The 16,887-nt window shown below is 63.4% G+C and carries 21 protein-coding genes; 13 read left to right on the plus strand and 8 right to left on the minus strand.

Features of this window, described 5'->3' with window-relative positions:
* Positions 1–27 precede the first annotated feature (27 nt).
* Genes R1W01_RS06925 through dxs form a run of 3 tightly spaced genes read left to right on the plus strand, consistent with a single transcriptional unit; the run spans position 28 to position 3,090 of the window.
* A complete protein-coding gene (locus tag R1W01_RS06925) occupies positions 28–270 on the plus strand; it encodes an exodeoxyribonuclease VII small subunit (RefSeq protein WP_243613602.1) in 243 nt (80 codons plus the stop codon).
* Positions 271–273: 3 nt separating this feature from the next.
* Positions 274–1,143, plus strand: a complete 870-nt coding sequence (locus R1W01_RS06930; protein ID WP_347813653.1) for a polyprenyl synthetase family protein — start codon at positions 274–276, stop codon at positions 1,141–1,143.
* Between the two features lie 18 nt (positions 1,144–1,161).
* Positions 1,162–3,090 carry a 1-deoxy-D-xylulose-5-phosphate synthase gene (gene dxs / locus R1W01_RS06935; RefSeq protein WP_297754970.1) on the plus strand — a complete coding sequence of 643 codons (1,929 nt, stop codon included), beginning with the start codon at positions 1,162–1,164 and terminating at the stop codon, positions 3,088–3,090.
* Here dxs and R1W01_RS06940 read toward each other — a convergent pair.
* Positions 3,087–3,935 (minus strand): SDR family oxidoreductase, encoded by an 849-nt coding sequence (locus R1W01_RS06940; RefSeq protein ID WP_297754967.1) that lies wholly within the window; start codon positions 3,933–3,935, stop codon positions 3,087–3,089. The two genes, dxs and R1W01_RS06940, sit on opposite strands and share 4 nt — an antisense overlap.
* Before the next feature lie 79 nt (positions 3,936–4,014).
* Between R1W01_RS06940 and R1W01_RS06945 the strand changes: the two genes are divergently transcribed.
* The gene (locus R1W01_RS06945; RefSeq protein ID WP_297754964.1) at positions 4,015–4,653 is read left to right on the plus strand and encodes a class I SAM-dependent DNA methyltransferase; all 639 of its coding nucleotides are present in this window, start codon (positions 4,015–4,017) and stop codon (positions 4,651–4,653) included.
* On the opposite strand, the gene R1W01_RS06950 is transcribed toward R1W01_RS06945, so the two are convergent.
* The 4 genes from R1W01_RS06950 to R1W01_RS06965 all read right to left on the minus strand — a co-directional run bounded on the left by R1W01_RS06950 (position 4,643) and on the right by R1W01_RS06965 (position 9,267).
* Positions 4,643–5,062: a DUF1810 domain-containing protein gene (locus tag R1W01_RS06950; RefSeq protein ID WP_297754961.1), complete on the minus strand. Its 420-nt coding sequence runs from the start codon at positions 5,060–5,062 to the stop codon at positions 4,643–4,645. The two genes, R1W01_RS06945 and R1W01_RS06950, sit on opposite strands and share 11 nt — an antisense overlap.
* Positions 5,059–5,844, minus strand: a complete 786-nt coding sequence (locus tag R1W01_RS06955) for a carnitinyl-CoA dehydratase (protein ID WP_297754958.1) — start codon at positions 5,842–5,844, stop codon at positions 5,059–5,061. The genes R1W01_RS06950 and R1W01_RS06955 overlap by 4 nt, the downstream gene beginning before the upstream one ends.
* Complete coding sequence (locus R1W01_RS06960; RefSeq protein ID WP_317275172.1) at positions 5,841–7,874, minus strand: acetate--CoA ligase family protein; 2,034 nt, start codon at positions 7,872–7,874, stop codon at positions 5,841–5,843. The genes R1W01_RS06955 and R1W01_RS06960 overlap by 4 nt, the downstream gene beginning before the upstream one ends.
* Before the next feature lie 229 nt (positions 7,875–8,103).
* On the minus strand, positions 8,104–9,267 hold the full coding sequence (locus R1W01_RS06965) for an acyl-CoA dehydrogenase family protein (protein WP_297754951.1): 1,164 nt from the start codon (positions 9,265–9,267) through the stop codon (positions 8,104–8,106).
* A gap of 72 nt (positions 9,268–9,339) precedes the next feature.
* Here R1W01_RS06965 and R1W01_RS06970 point away from each other — a divergent pair, with 72 nt between their 5' ends.
* The gene (locus tag R1W01_RS06970; RefSeq protein ID WP_297754948.1) at positions 9,340–10,278 is read left to right on the plus strand and encodes a GlxA family transcriptional regulator; all 939 of its coding nucleotides are present in this window, start codon (positions 9,340–9,342) and stop codon (positions 10,276–10,278) included.
* Here R1W01_RS06970 and R1W01_RS06975 read toward each other — a convergent pair.
* Together R1W01_RS06975 and R1W01_RS06980 are read right to left on the minus strand one after the other, a co-directional pair.
* Positions 10,266–11,021 (minus strand): class II aldolase and adducin N-terminal domain-containing protein, encoded by a 756-nt coding sequence (locus tag R1W01_RS06975; RefSeq protein ID WP_297754945.1) that lies wholly within the window; start codon positions 11,019–11,021, stop codon positions 10,266–10,268. The genes R1W01_RS06970 and R1W01_RS06975 overlap by 13 nt on opposite strands.
* A gap of 65 nt (positions 11,022–11,086) precedes the next feature.
* Positions 11,087–11,506 (minus strand): glyoxalase, encoded by a 420-nt coding sequence (locus tag R1W01_RS06980; RefSeq protein WP_243613612.1) that lies wholly within the window; start codon positions 11,504–11,506, stop codon positions 11,087–11,089.
* Between the two features lie 294 nt (positions 11,507–11,800).
* Here R1W01_RS06980 and R1W01_RS06985 point away from each other — a divergent pair, with 294 nt between their 5' ends.
* From R1W01_RS06985 to R1W01_RS07010, 6 genes are all read left to right on the plus strand, one after another.
* Entirely contained in the window at positions 11,801–12,088 is a 288-nt protein-coding gene (locus R1W01_RS06985) for an HU family DNA-binding protein (RefSeq protein ID WP_243613613.1), read from the plus strand.
* Positions 12,089–12,197: 109 nt separating this feature from the next.
* Positions 12,198–12,629 carry a CBS domain-containing protein gene (locus tag R1W01_RS06990; protein WP_297754939.1) on the plus strand — a complete coding sequence of 144 codons (432 nt, stop codon included), beginning with the start codon at positions 12,198–12,200 and terminating at the stop codon, positions 12,627–12,629.
* Positions 12,626–12,961 carry an ASCH domain-containing protein gene (locus tag R1W01_RS06995; protein ID WP_297754936.1) on the plus strand — a complete coding sequence of 112 codons (336 nt, stop codon included), beginning with the start codon at positions 12,626–12,628 and terminating at the stop codon, positions 12,959–12,961. Before R1W01_RS06990 ends, R1W01_RS06995 begins: the two co-directional genes overlap by 4 nt.
* A gap of 208 nt (positions 12,962–13,169) precedes the next feature.
* Positions 13,170–14,045 (plus strand): DMT family transporter, encoded by an 876-nt coding sequence (locus R1W01_RS07000; RefSeq protein ID WP_297754932.1) that lies wholly within the window; start codon positions 13,170–13,172, stop codon positions 14,043–14,045.
* Between the two features lie 56 nt (positions 14,046–14,101).
* On the plus strand, positions 14,102–14,815 hold the full coding sequence (locus R1W01_RS07005) for a cytochrome c biogenesis CcdA family protein (RefSeq protein ID WP_243613617.1): 714 nt from the start codon (positions 14,102–14,104) through the stop codon (positions 14,813–14,815).
* Positions 14,816–14,832: 17 nt separating this feature from the next.
* Positions 14,833–15,243, plus strand: coding sequence for a thioredoxin family protein (locus R1W01_RS07010; protein WP_297754929.1), 411 nt, complete (start codon positions 14,833–14,835; stop codon positions 15,241–15,243).
* A gap of 13 nt (positions 15,244–15,256) precedes the next feature.
* On the opposite strand, the gene R1W01_RS07015 is transcribed toward R1W01_RS07010, so the two are convergent.
* Complete coding sequence (locus R1W01_RS07015) at positions 15,257–15,778, minus strand: glutathione peroxidase (protein WP_297754926.1); 522 nt, start codon at positions 15,776–15,778, stop codon at positions 15,257–15,259.
* Between the two features lie 140 nt (positions 15,779–15,918).
* On the opposite strand from R1W01_RS07015, the gene msrB reads away from it, so the two are divergent.
* Positions 15,919–16,365 (plus strand): peptide-methionine (R)-S-oxide reductase MsrB, encoded by a 447-nt coding sequence (gene msrB / locus R1W01_RS07020; RefSeq protein ID WP_297754923.1) that lies wholly within the window; start codon positions 15,919–15,921, stop codon positions 16,363–16,365.
* 1 nt (position 16,366) lies between these two features.
* Entirely contained in the window at positions 16,367–16,864 is a 498-nt protein-coding gene (msrA, locus tag R1W01_RS07025; RefSeq protein WP_243613621.1) for a peptide-methionine (S)-S-oxide reductase MsrA, read from the plus strand.
* Positions 16,865–16,887: the final 23 nt, after the last annotated feature.

Here is a 16,887-nt window from a genome sequence, read left to right on the forward strand (position 1 = left end):
CACATGCCGATTGAGGGAGAATGCCGGATGACTGAGACGCCCGTAGACAGCCTGAGCTTTGAACAGGCCATGGCCGAACTGGAACAGGTGGTCGGCAAGCTCGAGCGCGGCGACGTGGCGCTCGAGGAATCCATCGCGCTTTACGAACGCGGCGCGGCGCTCAAGAAACGCTGCGAGACCAAGCTCAAGGAAGCCGAGGAAAAGGTCGCCGCGATCACCACTGATAGCGACGGCACCCCCAACGGCCTGACACCCGTCGAAGGGCAGTAACCCGTGTTTCCATCTCGCCTAAAAGAGAGTGCCGCCATGGTGCAGGCGCATCTCGACGCGACGCTCTCGCCGCTCGGAAACTTGCCCGTGCACGAGGCGATGCGCTACGCGAGCGCCGGGGGCAAACGCCTGCGCGCCTTCCTCGTTCTGGAAAGCGCCCGCCTGCATGGCGTCGCGCCGGACAACGCGATCTGGCCCGCCACGGCGATCGAGGCGATCCACGCCTATTCCCTCGTTCATGACGATCTGCCCTGTATGGATGACGACGATCTGCGCCGTGGCCTGCCGACGGTGCATGTCAAATGGGACGAGACAACCGCCGTCCTCGCCGGGGACGCGCTTCAGACCTTTGGGTTTGAATGTGTGAGCCGCCCCGACTGTCACCCGGACCCGCTGGTGCGCGCCGATCTGGTGCTAAGCCTCGCCCGCGCCGCCGGGGCCAAGGGCATGGTGCTTGGTCAGGCACTCGATATTGCCGCCGAAACCGCCGCAACGCCGCTCTCCCTCGACGAGATCACCCATCTTCAGGCTGGCAAGACCGGCGCGCTTATCACATGGGCCGCAACCGCCGGTGCTTGCATGGCGCGCGCCGATATGGCGCCGCTTGCGCGCTATGCCGCCGATCTCGGCCTCGCGTTTCAGATCGCAGATGATATCCTCGACATCGAAGGCGACGCCGCCACCGTCGGCAAGGCCGTCGGCAAAGATGCCGACGCGGGCAAGGCGACCTTCGTCTCGCTCCTTGGCCTCGACGGGGCAAAACGCCGCGCAGCCGACCTCGTGACGGACGCTTGTGACGCCCTATCTTCTTATGGAGACGAGGCCGAAACCTTGCGGGAAGCCGCCCGTTTCGTTATTGCGCGCGATAGCTAACACAGAAAGGCATGGCGCATGTCTGCCAGACCCGAAACCCCGCTTCTTGACCGTGTGCAAAGCCCCGCGGACCTCAAGAAACTGTCCGATGCCGAGCTGACCCAGCTCGCCGGTGAGCTGCGCAACGAGACGATCTCGGCCGTGTCGGAAACGGGTGGCCATCTCGGGGCGGGGCTTGGTGTCGTGGAACTGACCGTCGCGCTGCATGCCATCTTTGACACACCCAAGGACAAGCTGATCTGGGATGTGGGCCACCAATGCTACCCGCATAAGATTCTCACCGGTCGTCGCGACCGTATCCGCACCCTGCGCCAACGGGACGGCCTCTCGGGTTTCACCAAGCGGAGCGAGAATATCCACGATCCCTTTGGTGCGGGCCATAGCTCGACCTCGATTTCCGCCGCCCTCGGCTTTGCCGTGGCGCGCGATCTTGGCGGCTCCTGCGAAGGCGGGCTTGGCGATGCCGTGGCGGTGATCGGTGATGGCGCGATCTCGGCGGGCATGGCCTATGAGGCGATGAACAACGCGGGCCACCTCGGCAAACGCCTCTTCGTTGTCCTCAACGACAACGAGATGTCCATCGCACCCCCGGTGGGCGCCATGTCCAACTACCTCTCGCGCCTCTATGCGGGCGAACCGTTCCAAGAACTCAAGGCCGCCGCCAAGGGCGCGGTCTCGCTTCTGCCTGAACCCTTCCGCGAAGGTGCCAAACGCGCCAAGGAAATGCTCAAGGGCATGACCGTCGGCGGAACCCTCTTCGAGGAACTTGGCTTTTCCTATGTCGGCCCCATTGATGGCCACGACATGGATCAGCTCCTCCCCGTCCTGCGCACCATCCACCAGCGCGCCACCGGGCCTGTGATGCTCCATATCATCACCAAAAAGGGCAAGGGCTATGCCCCGGCTGAGACCGCCCGTGACCGGGGCCACGCCACGGCGCAATTCGATGTGCCGACCGGCAAACAGCGCAAAGCGCCCTCCAACGCGCCCTCCTATACCTCGGTCTTCGGCAAGGCGCTTGTCGACGAGGCCGCTCGCGATAGCCGCATCTGCGCCGTGACCGCCGCCATGCCTGACGGCACCGGCCTCAACCTCTTTGCCGAACGCTACCCAAGCCGCTGTTTCGACGTGGCGATTGCCGAACAACATGGCGTGACCTTCTCTGCCGCGCTCGCCGCGGGCGGGATGAAACCCTTCTGCACCATGTATTCGACCTTCCTACAGCGGGGCTACGATCAGGTCGTGCATGATGTCGCCGTGCAACGCCTGCCCGTGCGTTTCGCCATCGACCGTGCGGGCCTTGTCGGCGCCGACGGCGCGACCCACGCTGGCAGCTTTGACATCGCCTATATGGCCAACCTCCCCGGCATGACCGTGATGGCCGCCGCCGACGAGGCCGAGCTGATGCATATGGTCGCCACCGCCGTGGCCCATGACGACGGCCCCATCGCCTTCCGCTACCCGCGTGGCGAAGGTGTCGGTGTCGATCTGCCCGAACGCGGCACGCCGCTCGAGATCGGCAAGGGCCGCATGATCCAGGAAGGCTCGCGCGTCGCCATCCTGTCTTTCGGCACCCGCCTCGAAGAGGTGCGCAAGGCTGCCGAGGCCCTCGCCGCGCGCGGCATCACGCCGACCATCGCCGACGCCCGTTTCGCCAAGCCGCTTGATGAGGAAATGATCCTCACCCTCGCCGCCAATCACGAGGCGCTCATCACCATCGAGGAAGGCGCCATCGGCGGTTTCGGCTCACACGTGGCCCAGCTTCTGGCGGAAAACGGTGTCTTTGATACCGGGCTGAAATACCGCTCCATGGTCCTGCCCGATACCTTCATCGACCACGGCAGCCCCACCGCCATGTATGCCGACGCCAAGATGAACGCCGAACATATCGAGGCCAAGGTGCTCGACACGCTCGGCATCGCCCAGATCGGAAGCAAACGCGCTTAGGCGCTTTCCACCTTCAAGATCGCCCTTAACCCGTCCATATGAGTCGGGTAGGCCAGTTTGACCCCAAGTTCATCCTTGATCCGGTCGTTCCGGACCCGCTTGCTATCGGCATAGAAGCTGCGCGCCATGGGCGACATTTCGGCCTCTTCAAACGGAACGGCTGGCGGCGGCGCGATCCCGAGCATCTCGGCGGCATGTTCAAGGACAACCTCGGGCGGCTGCGGATCGTCGTCACAGACGTTATAGACCCGCCCCGGATCGGGCCGCGCGATCGACGCCTCAAGCACCCGCGCGATATCCTCGACATGAATGCGGCTGAACACCTGGTTCTTCTTGATGATCCGCTGCGCCACCCCCCGGCGCAGTTTCGCAAACGGCCCGCGCCCGGGGCCATAGATCCCGGCAAGCCGGAACACATGCACCGGCAAGCCGTCGATCCCGAGCCAGTCTTGCTCTGCAAGAACCCGCCTCTGCCCGCGCTCCGTCGCCGCGCCGGTCTCTGTCTCTTCATCGACCCAGCCGCCATCATGGTCGCCATAAACGCCCGTGGTCGAGAGATACCCGACCCAATCGAGCCTCGCCTTGGCGAGCGCCTCGCGCCCTTCGCGCAGGACCGGATCGCCCTCTGCATCCGGCCCGATGGAGGAAAGCACATGGCTCACCCCCTCCAAGGCGGCACCAAGATCGCAGGGCCACAAAAGCGGCTCGACCCCATCCGCCCGAAGCGCCTCGGCCTTCTCCGCGGATCGTGTCGTCCCAATCACGCGCCATCCCTGCGGCAAGAGCCGCCGTGCCAACGCCTGCGCCGAATACCCGTATCCAAGACATAGAACTGTGCGTTTCATGCGCGCACCCTGCCGCGCGCGCCTCCCCTCTGCAAGGGCAAGACTTGATCCCGGCGTCCATGCGCGCTTCACTGGCCCCATGACAGATCAGGACAAACTCGGCCTCGACGCGGCCTACGCGCTCAAAACCCCGGAAGATTCCAAACGCCTCTATGCCGATTGGGCCGAGAGCTACGACAACGACTTTGCCGTCAATCATGACTACCTCCTGCCCAAGGTCGTCGCGGACCTCTACGCCGAACAGGGCGGCCCCGCCCCGGTCCTCGATGTTGGTGCAGGGACGGGCCTTTGCGGCGCGGCGCTCGCGGGGCATGGGATCGGCCCGATCGACGCCACGGATATCTCGCAGGAAATGCTCGACGTGGCCGCGACCAAGGGCATCTACCGCACCCTCTTTACCGGCGACCTGACCGCAACGCTTCCCGTCCCGGACAAGTCCTATGCCGGCATCATAAGCTCCGGCACCTTCACAACCGGCCATGTCGGTCCCGAGGCCTTTGACGAACTGCTACGCATCACGGCACCCGGCGGCCTCCTCGCGATCTCGATCAACAAGAAACATTTCGCCTCGGCCGGGTTCGAAGCCAAGCTTGCCGCGCTTTCGGACCGGATTAGCGACCTCGCCCTCCCCGAACGCGCCTTCTATGGCCCGAACACCACCGGTCCGCATAAGAACGACACCGGCTATATTGCCCTTTTCAGGCGGGTTAGAGACTGATTTCTGCCTCCGTGGCGGCGCATGCCTGCCCGCCATAAAACGTCTCGAGCAGACGGCGAAACACATCCGGCGCGGCCTCCACATGGGCAAAAAGCGTCGCCGTCGACCGAACCTTCATCGCATCCACAGGCCCGAGGATATCCTCTGCGCACTTGTCGGCATGTGCGAGCAACGCCGCGCACATCTCGATCAGGCGTGGCCCGAGCACCGGATGCGCAAGATACGCCTCCGCCTCCGCCAAATCCTCCAACCCGTAGTCATGCGCCCTCGGCGACCGGCCAAGCCCCCGCAACTGCGGCAACTCCCACCAGATCCAATGCGTGACCTTTCGCCCTGCGCAGAGCTCCGCCAGCGCGGTTTCATGCGTCTCCGCCTGCCGCGCGAGGAAAGGCTCTAGCCCTTCCCTCATTTGCCCTTCCACACCGGATCGCGCTTCTCGGCAAAGGCCTTTGCCCCTTCGAGATTGTCCTCGGACCCATAGAGGATATCCACCGTCCGCAAATGCCGCCCCGTGATCCGGTTCATCGCGTCCTGGAACTTCGAATCCTCGGCATCGCGCACGATCTCCTTGATCGCCGCATAGACAAGCGGCGGCCCGCTCTCCAAAAGCCGCGCCATCTCCCAAGCGCGCTCCATGAGCCTCTCGCCCGGCACGATCTCGTTCACGAGCCCCCAGTGCCGCGCTTCTTCCACATCGAACCACCGCCCCGTCAGGAGAAGCTCCATCGCAACGTGATACGGTATCCGCTTCGGAAGCTTGACCGTCGCCGCATCCGCAACCGTCCCCGACCGGATCTCCGGCAAGGCAAACTGCGCATGATCGGCGGCAAGGATGATATCGGCGGAAATCATCAATTCGAGCCCCCCGCCACAGGCAATCCCATTGACCGCCGCGATGATCGGCTTGTTCATGTCGCGCATTTCCTGAAGGCCGCCAAAGCCCCCGACGCCATAATCGCCATCGACCGCATCGCCGCCCGCCGCCGCCTTGAGATCCCAACCGGGACAAAAGAACTTCTCGCCGCCCCCGGTGATGATCGCGACCCGCAATTCCGGATCATCTCGGAAATCCGCAAACACGTCGCCCATGATCTTGCTCGTCTCAAGGTCGATCGCGTTCGCCTTGGGCCGGTCGAGCGTCACCTCGAGAATGGCGCCTTCGCGCCGTGTTTTTACCGGGCTGTCGCTCATTGCCTATCCTTTCGTCGCATCAACGCATCCGCTGCAATCGCCCCCCCGGGCGTGCAGAGAAGCGGGTTAATCTCAATCTCTTCAAGACCCGTCGCATTGGCAAGGACATAGGCCTCCACCGCGCGGATCGCCGCATGGATCGCGGGCCGGTCCGCCGCCTTCTGTCCCCGGAACCCGGCAAGCATCGGCGCCATGCGCAGCGCATCAAGCGCCCCGTCGATCATGTCGTCGGTCACGGGCAAGAGGAGGCTCTGGCTGTCCTGCATGATCTCGGTCAGGACACCCCCCGCGCCAATCGTGAGGACAAACCCATGCGCCGGGTCTTTCACCACCCCGATCAACAATTCGGCCACCACTCCCGCCACCATCTCTTCGACAAGGAACGCCTCGCAGGGCATCGCGCGCGCCGCCGCCTCCACGGCCTCTGCGCTCTCAAGACCAAGGACAACCGCCCCCGCCTCGCTTTTATGCGCCACCCCTTCGCCCTTGAGAACGACAGGAACTCCGATCCGGTCCGCCGCCGCGCCTGCGGCCTCCGGGCTCGCTGCGCGCGCGGCCCCCGGCACCCGCAGCCCATAGCCCGCAAGCCGCGCCTTGGCCTCTGCTTCAGGGACGAGTTCCGCTGAAATAGTCTCTGTTGGAAGGCATATCGGCTGCACATCCCCCGGCATCGGAATCGCCCCCGCGGCACAGGCCGCAAGCGCCTCGTCAAAGCCAAAGAACGGCACCACACCGGCCTGCATGAGCCGCTCGGCAACCGCCTCCGGCATCAACTCCGGCAGACTCGCCACCATCGCGACAGGCCGCCCACTGCGCGCCCGCGCCCCGATCACCGCCTCAATCGCGCAATCCCAATCGCCCGGATCACAGCGATCCGCGCGCGGGAAATCCACCACGACAAGCACCATGCCAAGCCCCGGATCGGCGACCGCCGCAAAGGCCCGCGTCATCGCCTCCGTGTCGCGCCAGATATAGGTGTGGTAGTCGAGCGGATTGGCCAGCGCCACCATCGGCCCAAGCACGGCGCGCAACGCGCCTTCCTGCCGCGCGTTGAGCGGCGGAAACACCACGTCCCGCCCTTCGCCCATATCCGCCATGAGGCTCGCCTCGCCGCCCGAACAACTGACCGAAGCAATCCGATTGCTCCCGAGGCCCCCCGTCACATGCAAGAGCTTCAACGTCTCGAGAAACGCCGGAACAGAGCCGACCCGCGCCATGCCAAGCCGTCGCAAGAGCGCATCCGCCCCCGCGTCGCCCCCGGCAAGAGAAGCGGTATGCGACACCGTCGCCGCCTGCGCCTGATCTGATTTTCCGACCTTGAGCGCGACGATCCTTTTCCCTGCGCGGCGCGCCTCCGCGGCCAGTGCCTCAAAGGCCCGCAAATCGCCAATCCCCTCAAGATGCAGGCCCAGCGCCGTCACCCGCGGATCGGCGAGAAGCACCCGCCCGATCTCGGCAACGCCCACCTGCGCCTGATTGCCCGCCGTAACGACATAGGCCAACGGCACGCCCCGCGCCTGCATCGTCATGTTGAGCGCGATATTCGAACTCTGCGTAAGGATCGCGACACCGCTCTCAACCGGCTTGCCGCCATGCTGATCCGGCCAGAGCAGTACCCGGTCAAGGTAGTTGATGAAGCCATAGCAATTCGGCCCAAGGATCGGCATCTCTCCCGCCGCCTCAAGAAGCGCTGCCTGTAGCCCCGCGCCCGCCGCATCCTCGGCCTCTGCCTCAAGGAATCCGCTGGCGAAACAGACTGCGCCGCCCGCGCCCCGCTCGGCCAAAAGGCGCACGGCGTCGACGGTCGCATGCCGGTTGACCCCGATAAACGCCGCATCCGGCACGCCGGGCAGGTCTTCGATCCGCGCCACCGCCGGCACGCCCGCGACCACCTCTGCCTTGGGATGCACGGCCCAGATCTCTCCCGCGAATCCCATCCCCCGGCATTGCGCGATCACCGCCCGGCACCACGCACCGCCACCGATCACGGCGACGCTTTTGGGCTGAAATAGTCTCGAAAACCGGCTCATTCCCTCAAACCTCGGTCTGTGATGGAAATGTCGGAGCCTCCGGCGGGGATATTTTCAGCAAGAGGAAGACACGTAGCATTAACCTTAATGCGCCACGATGGTCTTGCGGCACAGGCGGGGACGCCGATGGCCGTGCAAGGGGAAGAGGCATCGCCTTTTCCGTGGGGGGTGCTTTCGCGGCACCCCCTTTTCCTCTTGCCAGAAATATCCCCGCCGGAGGCATGAAATCTCATCCCCCCAGTGGCCGCAAAAGCTCGCGGCTGATGATGTGGCGCTGAATCTCGCTTGTGCCTTCCCAGATCCTCTCGACCCGCGCATCGCGCCAGATCCGTTCAAGCGGCAGCTCGTCCATCAGCCCCATCCCGCCGTGAATCTGGATCGCCTCATCGGCCACGAAGGCAAGCATCTCTGTCGCCTTCAACTTGGCCATCGCCATATCCGCCTCAGAGACCGTGCCCTGATCGAATTTCCACCCGGCTTCCCATGTGAGCAATTCCGCCGCCTTCAACTCGAGCGCCATATCGGCGAGCTTAAAGGACACGCCCTGAAACTTGCCGATTTGCTGGCCGAACTGTTTGCGCTCGGCAGCATAAGAGACCGCATGGCCAAGCGCCCGGTCGGCCCGGCCCAGACAGGTTGCCGCGACCTGCAACCGCGTCGCGCCGAGCCAGGTATTGGCGACCTCGAATCCCTTATCGACCTCGCCGAGCACGGCCGCATCCGGCAGGCGGCAATCGTCAAACTCCATCACCGCGTTGGAATAGCCCCGGTGCGAGACATTCCGATACCCTTCGCGGACGGTGAACCCCGGCGTGCCCTTGTCGACGAAGAACGCCGTGATCTTCTTCTTTGGTCCACGCGGTGTCTCTTCTTCGCCCGTCGCCATGAACACGATGGCAAAATCGGCGATGTCGGCATGGCTGATGAAATGCTTGGTGCCGTTGAGAACCCAGTCGCCGCCGTCGCGTCGCGCACTTGCCCGCATACCGCGCAGGTCCGACCCCGCCCCCGGCTCCGTCATGGCAAGACAGTCCCATTTCTCGCCGCGCATACAGGGGAAAAGGTATTTCTCCTTCTGCGCCTCGGTCCCGGCCAAAAGGATATTCGACGGCCGCGCCACTCCTGTCCAATGCAGCGCGTAATTCGCCCGCCCAAGCTCTTTTTCATAAAGAAGCCAGCTCAGCGTATCGAGCCCCGCGCCGCCAACTTCTTCGGGCATGTTGGCGGCGTATAGCCCTGCCTCCATCGCCTTGGCCTGAACCTCGCGCACCACGTCCATATCAAGATGCCCGGTGCGCTCGATCTCTGCCTCGTGCGGGTATAGCTCGGTCTCGACAAAGGCGCGTGTCGTCTCGACGATCATCGCCTGTTCCTCGGTCATCGCGAAATGCATGCGGCTCTCCCTCTGGTTCCCCCCATGAGAAACCGCTTGCCGCAAACCTTCATGCAGAATTACCCTTCAATCATGCAGAAATGGGAAAAAACATCCGCCGCTTCGCAGCATTTCGGCGTCCTCCTTTTCGAGGGCTTCTCCAACCATTGCCTTGCCAACACGGTCGAACCCCTGCGCGCCGCCAACACGCTCTCGCGCAGAGCGCTCTATAGCTGGGAGTTCCTGTCGCTCTCTGGTGCGCCCGTTGCCTCGTCAAGCGGGTTGCCCGTGACGCCGCATCGTGGTGTGGCGGGGGCGCGGGGCGATTGGCTTGTGGTGATGCCCTCCTACGGCTTTCGCGCCCATGCTGATTGGAAGACCGGAGCGGCCCTGCGCGCCGCCGCGCCGCGCTTCAAGACCCTCGCAGGGCTCGATACCGGAAGCTGGCTCTTGGCCGAGGCCGGGCTTCTCAATGGGTCGCGCGCCACGATCCACTGGGAAGAACTGACCGCCTTCTCCGAACGGTTCCCCGAGATCACAACGGAGCGCGCCCGCTTTGTCATCGACGGCGCGCGGGTGACATGTTCCGGCGCTATGGCCGCGTTTGACCTTGTGATGGACAGGATCGCCGCCGATCACGGCCACGCTCTTGCCCTCGAGGTGGCCCAGCTTTTCATGACCCGCGACTCCGCCCGCTCTCATAGCGCCCGTCCCGCAAGCCGCGCGGTCAATCGCGCGCTGGCTTTTATGCAGGATCACCTCGAAGATCCCCTTCCCATCCCCGAAGTCGCGCGGCGCGCAGGCCTGTCGCAGAAATCTCTCGAGGCGCGGATGCGGGCCACGCTCGGCGCCGCCCCGGCCAAGGTCTACCGCCGCCTGCGCCTCAACCTTGCGCGCAAGCTGACCCTCGACAGTGATCTCTCCATTGCCGAGATCGCCCTGCGGAGCGGCTATGACGACCCCGCCGCCATGACCCGCGCTTTTCGGGCGGAATTCGCCACAACCCCGCGCGCCTTGCGTCAGCGCGCGTAGCTCGACCCTTCTTCGTCCAAGATCGCTTTCAACTCGGCCAAATGGCGCGCGTCCTGCTCGGGGTAATCCTCAAGCTCTTGCGCCGTCTTTTCCGCCACCTCGTCGGACAAGACCCGCAGGGGCCGCCCCGTCTGCAACGCGCGAATGTAGGTCTCCGCCGCGCGCTCGAAATAATAGAGCCGGTTGAAGGTCTCCGCGACGGTCTCGCCGATAATCATGATCCCGTGGTTGCCCATGATCATGACCTTCTTCTTCGGATCGGTGAGAAGCGCGGCACAGCGCTCCCCCTCGCTCTCGAACGCCAACCCGCCATAGCCATCGTCGATCACATAGCGATTGAAAAACGTGGCACAGTTCTGGTCGATCGGCGGCAGAGCGCTATCGGCAAGGCTCGCCAAGACCGTCGCATGGATTGAATGCACATGCATCGCACAACGCGCATGCGGGCAATGGCGGTGAATCCCCCCATGCAACCCCCAGGCCGTCGGGTCCGGTGCATCTGGCCCCTCAAGCGTCTCGGGATCATTGGCATCGACCACGATCAGGTCGCTCGCCTTGATACGACTGAAATGCATCTGGTTGGGGTTCATGAGGAACTTTGTGCCGTCCTCGTTGATCGCAAGGCTGAAGTGGTTCGCCACGCCCTCATGCATATGAAGCCGCGCGGTCCAACGGAACGCCGCCGCGAGGTCGACCCGCTCTTGCCAGAAATCCATGTTGGGCCGAATGTCGGTCACGCTCATCTCGTCTCTCCTTGCTCTCACCCGTCCGAGCCTGCCCGCCCGGCCCGCGCTTTGCAAAGAGAAATCTAAAGGGCCCGCGACGGCACCCATGCATAGCCATCCGGGCACAAGAGATAGGCTTCTCGTAGCCCGTGCGGCTTGTCCGTAGGCGGTTGAAGCACATGCATCCCGGCCTCTTCGCCCCGCACCACCGCCTCGTCCGGGTCCGTATCATAGAGCCGAATCTCGATCCCCGCGCCGCGTGGCGGGGCCTCCGGCAGAAGCCCGAGGAGCGGATTGGTCGCATAGGTGGCATCGCTATGAATCTGAAAGACCTGATCCCCATAGCGCAGGATCGCGAAATCCGCCGTCGGCTGAAACGCCTCGATCCCGAACACCGTCTTGAGAAGGGTGCAATGGGCGGTCACATCCCGCACCAAGAGGTTCAACCCAATCCCGCGCAGCGACGCGCCGAACTCTGCCGGGCCAACGGCGTCGTAATCCATAGGGGCCTCCCACAACCTGCAATCCTACCGAGCGAAGCCTTGATCGCACCTGTCTCCCCTGTCAACGCCGCGCGAAGCACCCCCGGCGCAACCTCTCCGAGAACGCGTATTTTCCCGCCTATTCGGCCCTGTCGCGACGGCAAACCCCAAATTTTCAGCCCTTTTGGTCAAAAATCGGTGGATAACCGCTGTTTTTCGCAATTTTTCGTCTGACAATTCGTTGTGTTCCCGGTTCATATCCCCTTAAATGCCCGGCACGAGGCCCAACTTCGGGCAGAACAGGAGACCTGTAATATGGCAAAACCGATGACCAAGACCCAACTCGTTGCCGCTCTGGCCGAAGAAATGGGCGCAGACAAAAAATCCGCTAACGCCGCACTCGAAGCCGTGTGCGCCGTGATCACCCGCGAAGTGTCGGGCGGCGGTGCCGTGACCCTTCCGGGCGTCGGCAAGATCTACTGCCGCGAGCGCCCCGAGCGCATGGTGCGCAACCCCGCCACCGGCGAGCAGATCAAGAAAGACGCCGACAAAGTGGTCAAAATGACCATCGCGAAGGCCCTGAAGGACAGCGTCAACGGCTGATCCCTTCAAGATCTGGATATTCCGAAAAGGGTCGCTTCGGCGGCCCTTTTTTCTTGTGTTGCAGCGTCCTTTTCCGCGTCTCATAGTGGCAAAAAGAAAGAGACCCACGATGACAACAACCCTCCGCAAGATCCTTGGCACGCGCCCCGTCTATTCCGTGACCCCCGACACCACGCTGCGCGAGACGGCGCGGCTCATGGCCGAGAAACGGGTCGGCGCTGTGGCTGTTCTCTCCGGCAATGCGCTTGTCGGGATCATCTCCGAACGCGACATCGTTTTCAAAGGCACGGCAGCCGGGCTTGCCTCCGATACCGCGACTGCCGCCGAGGTCATGACCCCCGACCCCGTCACCGTCGGGATTGACGACAAGGTGTCCGACGCGCTCGCCGCGAAACTTGGCGATGCCTTCCGCCATCTGCCGGTACTGGAAGACGGCCGCTTGGTTGGCCTGCTCTCCTTCCGCGACATCCCGGCGGAATACGTGATGATGTTCGAACGCTTCCGCGAAATGTCCTCCTCCCACGCCGACGATATGGCATGACCGGGCCAATCCCGGCGCAGACGCTCCTTGTCGTGGACCGGCTCTTCCCCGAGATCCTGAGCGGCGCCAAGACCTCGACCATCCGTTGGCGCGAGGCGCGGATCGTTCCCGGCCCCCTGCGGTTTGTCATGGAGGGCGACCCCTCGAAAACCGTCAACGTGACCGCCACGCGCTGCACCGATATGCCGCTGTCCAAGGCCGCCGCCTTTGTCGGCCGAGCCAAAGACTGGCCTGATCCCGTCATGCTCGAAGGGATGCGTGAGCACTACCCAGAAATCACGCTCTCGGACGAGGTGCAGGTGATCGAGTTCGCGTTGCGTCCGCACGGCTGATTTACCATCGCACGTTGCGGTAAGGACGGGGTTCACCGTCTCGCACACCACCGCAATACCGACGTGATACCGACGCGATACCGAGCCGCGATTTTCCCATGTGGGCCTTTGTTAACCACGGCGACGCGCGGGTGATTCGCCCGGCTGCTTGCAGCCCGGCGCACAATGCGTTTACATCCCGGCAAGATTAACATGTGAGGCAAAGCCCATGGACATTCGCGCAATCGGCATGGGCCTCCTCTTTGCCCTCATTTGGTCCTCGGCCTTCACCTCTGCCCGCATCATCGTCGCCGATGCCCCGCCCTTTGCGATCTCCGCCATCCGCTTCGCCATCGCCGGCATCATCGGCGTCCTCATCGCCCGCGCCATGGGCCAGAACTGGAACCTGACCCGCGAACAATGGCGCGCAACCTTCGTCTTTGGCCTCTGCCAGAACGCGCTCTATCTCGGCCTGAATTTCCTCGCCATGACCACGGTCGAAGCCTCGCTCGCTTCGATCATCGCCTCCTCCATGCCGCTCATCGTGGCCTTTGCAGGCTGGGCTTTCCTGTCGGAAAGACTGACCAAACTTGCCGCACTCGGCCTCGTCCTCGGCTTTGCCGGGGTGATCCTCATCATGGGCTCCCGAATGAGCGCCGGGGTCGATATGCTCGGCATCGCCTATTGCCTGATCGGCGCCGTCGCCCTTGCCGTCGCCACCCTGACCATGCGCGGCGTCACGGCGAGCGGCAATATGATGATGATCGTCGGCCTACAGATGTTCGTCGGCGCCATCGTGCTCTTCTTCGCCTCGCTTCTCTTCGAGACGTGGGAGTTCAACTGGAACCCGAAAATGATCACCGCGCTGACCTACACGATCTTCGCGCCGGGCCTGCTTGCGACCTTCATCTGGTTCGCGCTTGTCGCCCGGATCGGGGCCGTGAAGGCCGCAACCTTCCACTTCCTCAATCCCTTCTTCGGCGTCGCCATCGCTGCGCTCCTCCTTGGCGAAGCCCTTGGGGTCATGGACGTAATCGGCGTCGCCATCATCTCGGCAGGGATCCTCGCCGTGCAGCTTTCGAAACAAACCCACACGCCCAAGTGATCCCGCGTCAGAAGCTTTGAGATGACAGGACAGCCCCATCGCGGCATGTCCTTTATATGGAACTCGTTTTTGCCTATGCCGCTGGTCTGCTGACCCTGATCAACCCATGCGTCCTGCCGGTGTTGCCCATCGTGTTGGCCACCGCGCTACAGGCATCGCGCCATGGCCCGGCCTTTCTTGCCCTCGGCATGTCGCTCTCTTTCGTGGTGCTTGGCCTCGGCGTCACAGCCTTCGGCTATGCGCTCGGGCTGACCCAAGAAGACATCGCCAAGGGCGGCGCCGCTCTGATGGTCGCCTTCGGCCTCGTGCTTCTCGTGCCGCGCTTTTCTGCCGCCTTCACAACGGCGACGGCGGGCGTCGCAGCCTCCGCCGATAGCGGCCTCGATACCGTCGATCGCTCAACGCTGCGCGGGCAGTTTCTTGGCGGTATGCTGCTCGGCGCGGTCTGGAGCCCCTGCGTCGGCCCGACCCTCGGCGGCGCGATTTCTCTGGCGAGCCAAGGCAATGATCTCTTCTGGGCCGGCCTTATCATGGTCGCCTTCGCCCTCGGCGTCTCGACGATCATCCTCGTCCTTGGCTACGGCGCGCGATCGGCCCTGCAACGCCGCCAAGCCCTCATGCGCCGCATCGCCCATGCCGCGCGCCCGGCGATGGGGGTTGTCTTTGTCGCTGTCGGCCTCGCCCTTCTCTTCAACCTGCATCACATGGTCGAGGCATGGCTCCTTGGCGTGATGCCGGACTGGCTCCTCAACCTCTCTGTTTCCCTCTGACCAAAAAGGAAAAGCCCATGAAACGTCGCGACTTTCTTGCCCTCTCCGCCGCAACCCTCGCGCTCCCCCGCGCCGCCCTCGCATCGGCCACAGCCTATACCCCCGGCCTCGTCGACGAGCGCCTCGCCGCCGGGGAAACCGTCTTCCTTGATTTCAAGGCAAGCTGGTGCGGCACCTGTAAAGCACAGGAAAAGGTCATTAACGCGCTCAAGGCCGAAGACCCCGCGTATGAGGCCAACATCACCTTCATCAATGTGGATTGGGACGACTACGCCAAGGACGATCTGACCCGCCGCCTGCAAATCCCGCGCCGCTCGACTCTCGTCGTCCTGCGTGGCGATGAAGAACTTGGCCGCGTCGTCGCCGAAACCTCGCGCGACGGGATCAAGGCGTTGATGGATACCGCGCTCAAGGCGGCAATGGCCTAAGAAGACAGGGAGGTCACTGCGCCAATAGCGCCTCGACCTCCTTGGTGATCGCGCCCGAAAGAGGCTGCGTGCGGGACCGATATGTCGCCGCAACCGACCCGTCCGGCGCGATCAGAACCTTGTTGAAGTTCCACCGCGGCGCGAACCCGGCCTCCTTCTTGAGCGAGGCAAAGAAAGGATGCGCCTTGCTGCCCTTCACATGGGTGACACCGGTCATCGGCATGTCGATCCCATAGGTCATCTCGCAAAACGCCTTGACCTCTTCGTCGCTCGAAAGCTCCTGACGAAAGTCGTCCGACGGCACGGCCAACACCACAAGACCCGCATCGCGATAGCGATCATAGAGCGCCTGAAGCCCCTCATATTGCGGCGTGAACCCACAACGCGACGCCGTGTTCACGACAAGCACAGGCTGTCCGGCCCAGTCGGAAATCCGAAGGCTACCACCATCGATATTCTGAAACGGCGCGTCGAGCTCAAGCGCGCTCAACGGCGCGGCCAAGAGGGCGAAAACAAAAGCAACCACATAGCGCATGACACACTCCCTTTTTGTAAGCCTATACGCATCACCGCCCCGATCAGATCACCTTCGCGTCAGGATTGGTAACAAGGCGTTTGTATTTCTCGCCGCCACACCATCTACTATTCAGGCGAAAACAGGACATGGAGGCCGCGATGACCACCTACCGAAAAACCCCCGAAGCCGTGGCTGCGCTCACGGAGGAACAATACTGGGTCACCCAGCAGAGCGGCACCGAACGCCCCGGCACCGGCGAACACCTGCATAACAAGGAGCCGGGCATCTATGTCGATATCGTCTCTGGCGAACCGCTCTTTGCGTCGTCCGACAAATACGAATCCGGCTGCGGCTGGCCAAGTTTCACCAAACCCATCGAATCCACCCACGTGACCGAGCATCACGACGCGACTCATGGTATGATCCGTACCGAGGTCCGTTCGCGTGATGGGGATAGCCACCTTGGCCATGTCTTCCCCGACGGCCCCGTCGACCGGGGCGGCCTGCGCTATTGCATCAACTCGGCAAGCCTGCGCTTTGTGCATCGCGACGACATGGAGGCCGAGGGCTATGGCGCCTATATTCCGCAAGTGGAGGAGATCTGAGATGACTGAACGCGCTGTACTCGCCGGGGGCTGTTTCTGGGGGATGCAAGACCTCATCCGCAAGATGAATGGCGTCGTGGGAACCCGGGTCGGCTATACCGGCGGCGATGTTCCCAACGCGACCTATCGCAACCACGGCACCCATGCGGAAGGCATCGAGATCCTCTTTGATCCCGCCAAGATCAGCTATCGCGAGATCCTCGAGTTTTTCTTTCAGATCCACGACCCCACAACAGAGAACCGTCAGGGCAATGACCTCGGCATGTCCTACCGCTCGGCGATCTACTACGTGAACGAAGATCAGAAGGCCGTGGCCCTCGACACCATTGCCGATGTCGAAGCCTCCGGCCTCTGGCCCGGCAAAGTCGTGACCGAGGTCGCGCCGGTCGGCGATTTCTGGCAGGCCGAGGAAGAACATCAGGACTACCTCGAGAAACACCCCAACGGCTATACCTGCCATTTCCCGCGCCCCGACTGGGTTCTGCCCAAGCGCGGGTGATCCAACGCCCTTCCCCGTGCGTA

Origin of the sequence: Shimia sp. FJ5, assembly GCF_032918335.1 — a bacterium.
Taxonomy (GTDB): domain Bacteria; phylum Pseudomonadota; class Alphaproteobacteria; order Rhodobacterales; family Rhodobacteraceae; genus Shimia; species Shimia aestuarii_A.

Bases quoted from the DNA above. Each gene is read 5' to 3' on its own strand.
- R1W01_RS06925 (WP_243613602.1), top strand. From the start codon at position 28: ATGACTGAGACGCCCGTAGACAGCCTGAGCTTTGAACAGGCCATGGCC.
- dxs (WP_297754970.1), top strand. From the start codon at position 1,162: ATGTCTGCCAGACCCGAAACCCCGCTTCTTGACCGTGTGCAAAGCCCC.
- R1W01_RS06940 (WP_297754967.1), bottom strand. From the start codon at position 3,935: ATGAAACGCACAGTTCTATGTCTTGGATACGGGTATTCGGCGCAGGCG.
- R1W01_RS06945 (WP_297754964.1), top strand. From the start codon at position 4,015: ATGACAGATCAGGACAAACTCGGCCTCGACGCGGCCTACGCGCTCAAA.
- R1W01_RS06950 (WP_297754961.1), bottom strand. From the start codon at position 5,062: ATGAGGGAAGGGCTAGAGCCTTTCCTCGCGCGGCAGGCGGAGACGCAT.
- R1W01_RS06955 (WP_297754958.1), bottom strand. From the start codon at position 5,844: ATGAGCGACAGCCCGGTAAAAACACGGCGCGAAGGCGCCATTCTCGAG.
- R1W01_RS06960 (WP_317275172.1), bottom strand. From the start codon at position 7,874: ATGAGCCGGTTTTCGAGACTATTTCAGCCCAAAAGCGTCGCCGTGATC.
- R1W01_RS06965 (WP_297754951.1), bottom strand. From the start codon at position 9,267: ATGCATTTCGCGATGACCGAGGAACAGGCGATGATCGTCGAGACGACA.
- R1W01_RS06970 (WP_297754948.1), top strand. From the start codon at position 9,340: ATGCAGAAATGGGAAAAAACATCCGCCGCTTCGCAGCATTTCGGCGTC.
- R1W01_RS06975 (WP_297754945.1), bottom strand. From the start codon at position 11,021: ATGAGCGTGACCGACATTCGGCCCAACATGGATTTCTGGCAAGAGCGG.
- R1W01_RS06980 (WP_243613612.1), bottom strand. From the start codon at position 11,506: ATGGATTACGACGCCGTTGGCCCGGCAGAGTTCGGCGCGTCGCTGCGC.
- R1W01_RS06985 (WP_243613613.1), top strand. From the start codon at position 11,801: ATGGCAAAACCGATGACCAAGACCCAACTCGTTGCCGCTCTGGCCGAA.
- R1W01_RS06990 (WP_297754939.1), top strand. From the start codon at position 12,198: ATGACAACAACCCTCCGCAAGATCCTTGGCACGCGCCCCGTCTATTCC.
- R1W01_RS06995 (WP_297754936.1), top strand. From the start codon at position 12,626: ATGACCGGGCCAATCCCGGCGCAGACGCTCCTTGTCGTGGACCGGCTC.
- R1W01_RS07000 (WP_297754932.1), top strand. From the start codon at position 13,170: ATGGACATTCGCGCAATCGGCATGGGCCTCCTCTTTGCCCTCATTTGG.
- R1W01_RS07005 (WP_243613617.1), top strand. From the start codon at position 14,102: ATGGAACTCGTTTTTGCCTATGCCGCTGGTCTGCTGACCCTGATCAAC.
- R1W01_RS07010 (WP_297754929.1), top strand. From the start codon at position 14,833: ATGAAACGTCGCGACTTTCTTGCCCTCTCCGCCGCAACCCTCGCGCTC.
- R1W01_RS07015 (WP_297754926.1), bottom strand. From the start codon at position 15,778: ATGCGCTATGTGGTTGCTTTTGTTTTCGCCCTCTTGGCCGCGCCGTTG.
- msrB (WP_297754923.1), top strand. From the start codon at position 15,919: ATGACCACCTACCGAAAAACCCCCGAAGCCGTGGCTGCGCTCACGGAG.
- msrA (WP_243613621.1), top strand. From the start codon at position 16,367: ATGACTGAACGCGCTGTACTCGCCGGGGGCTGTTTCTGGGGGATGCAA.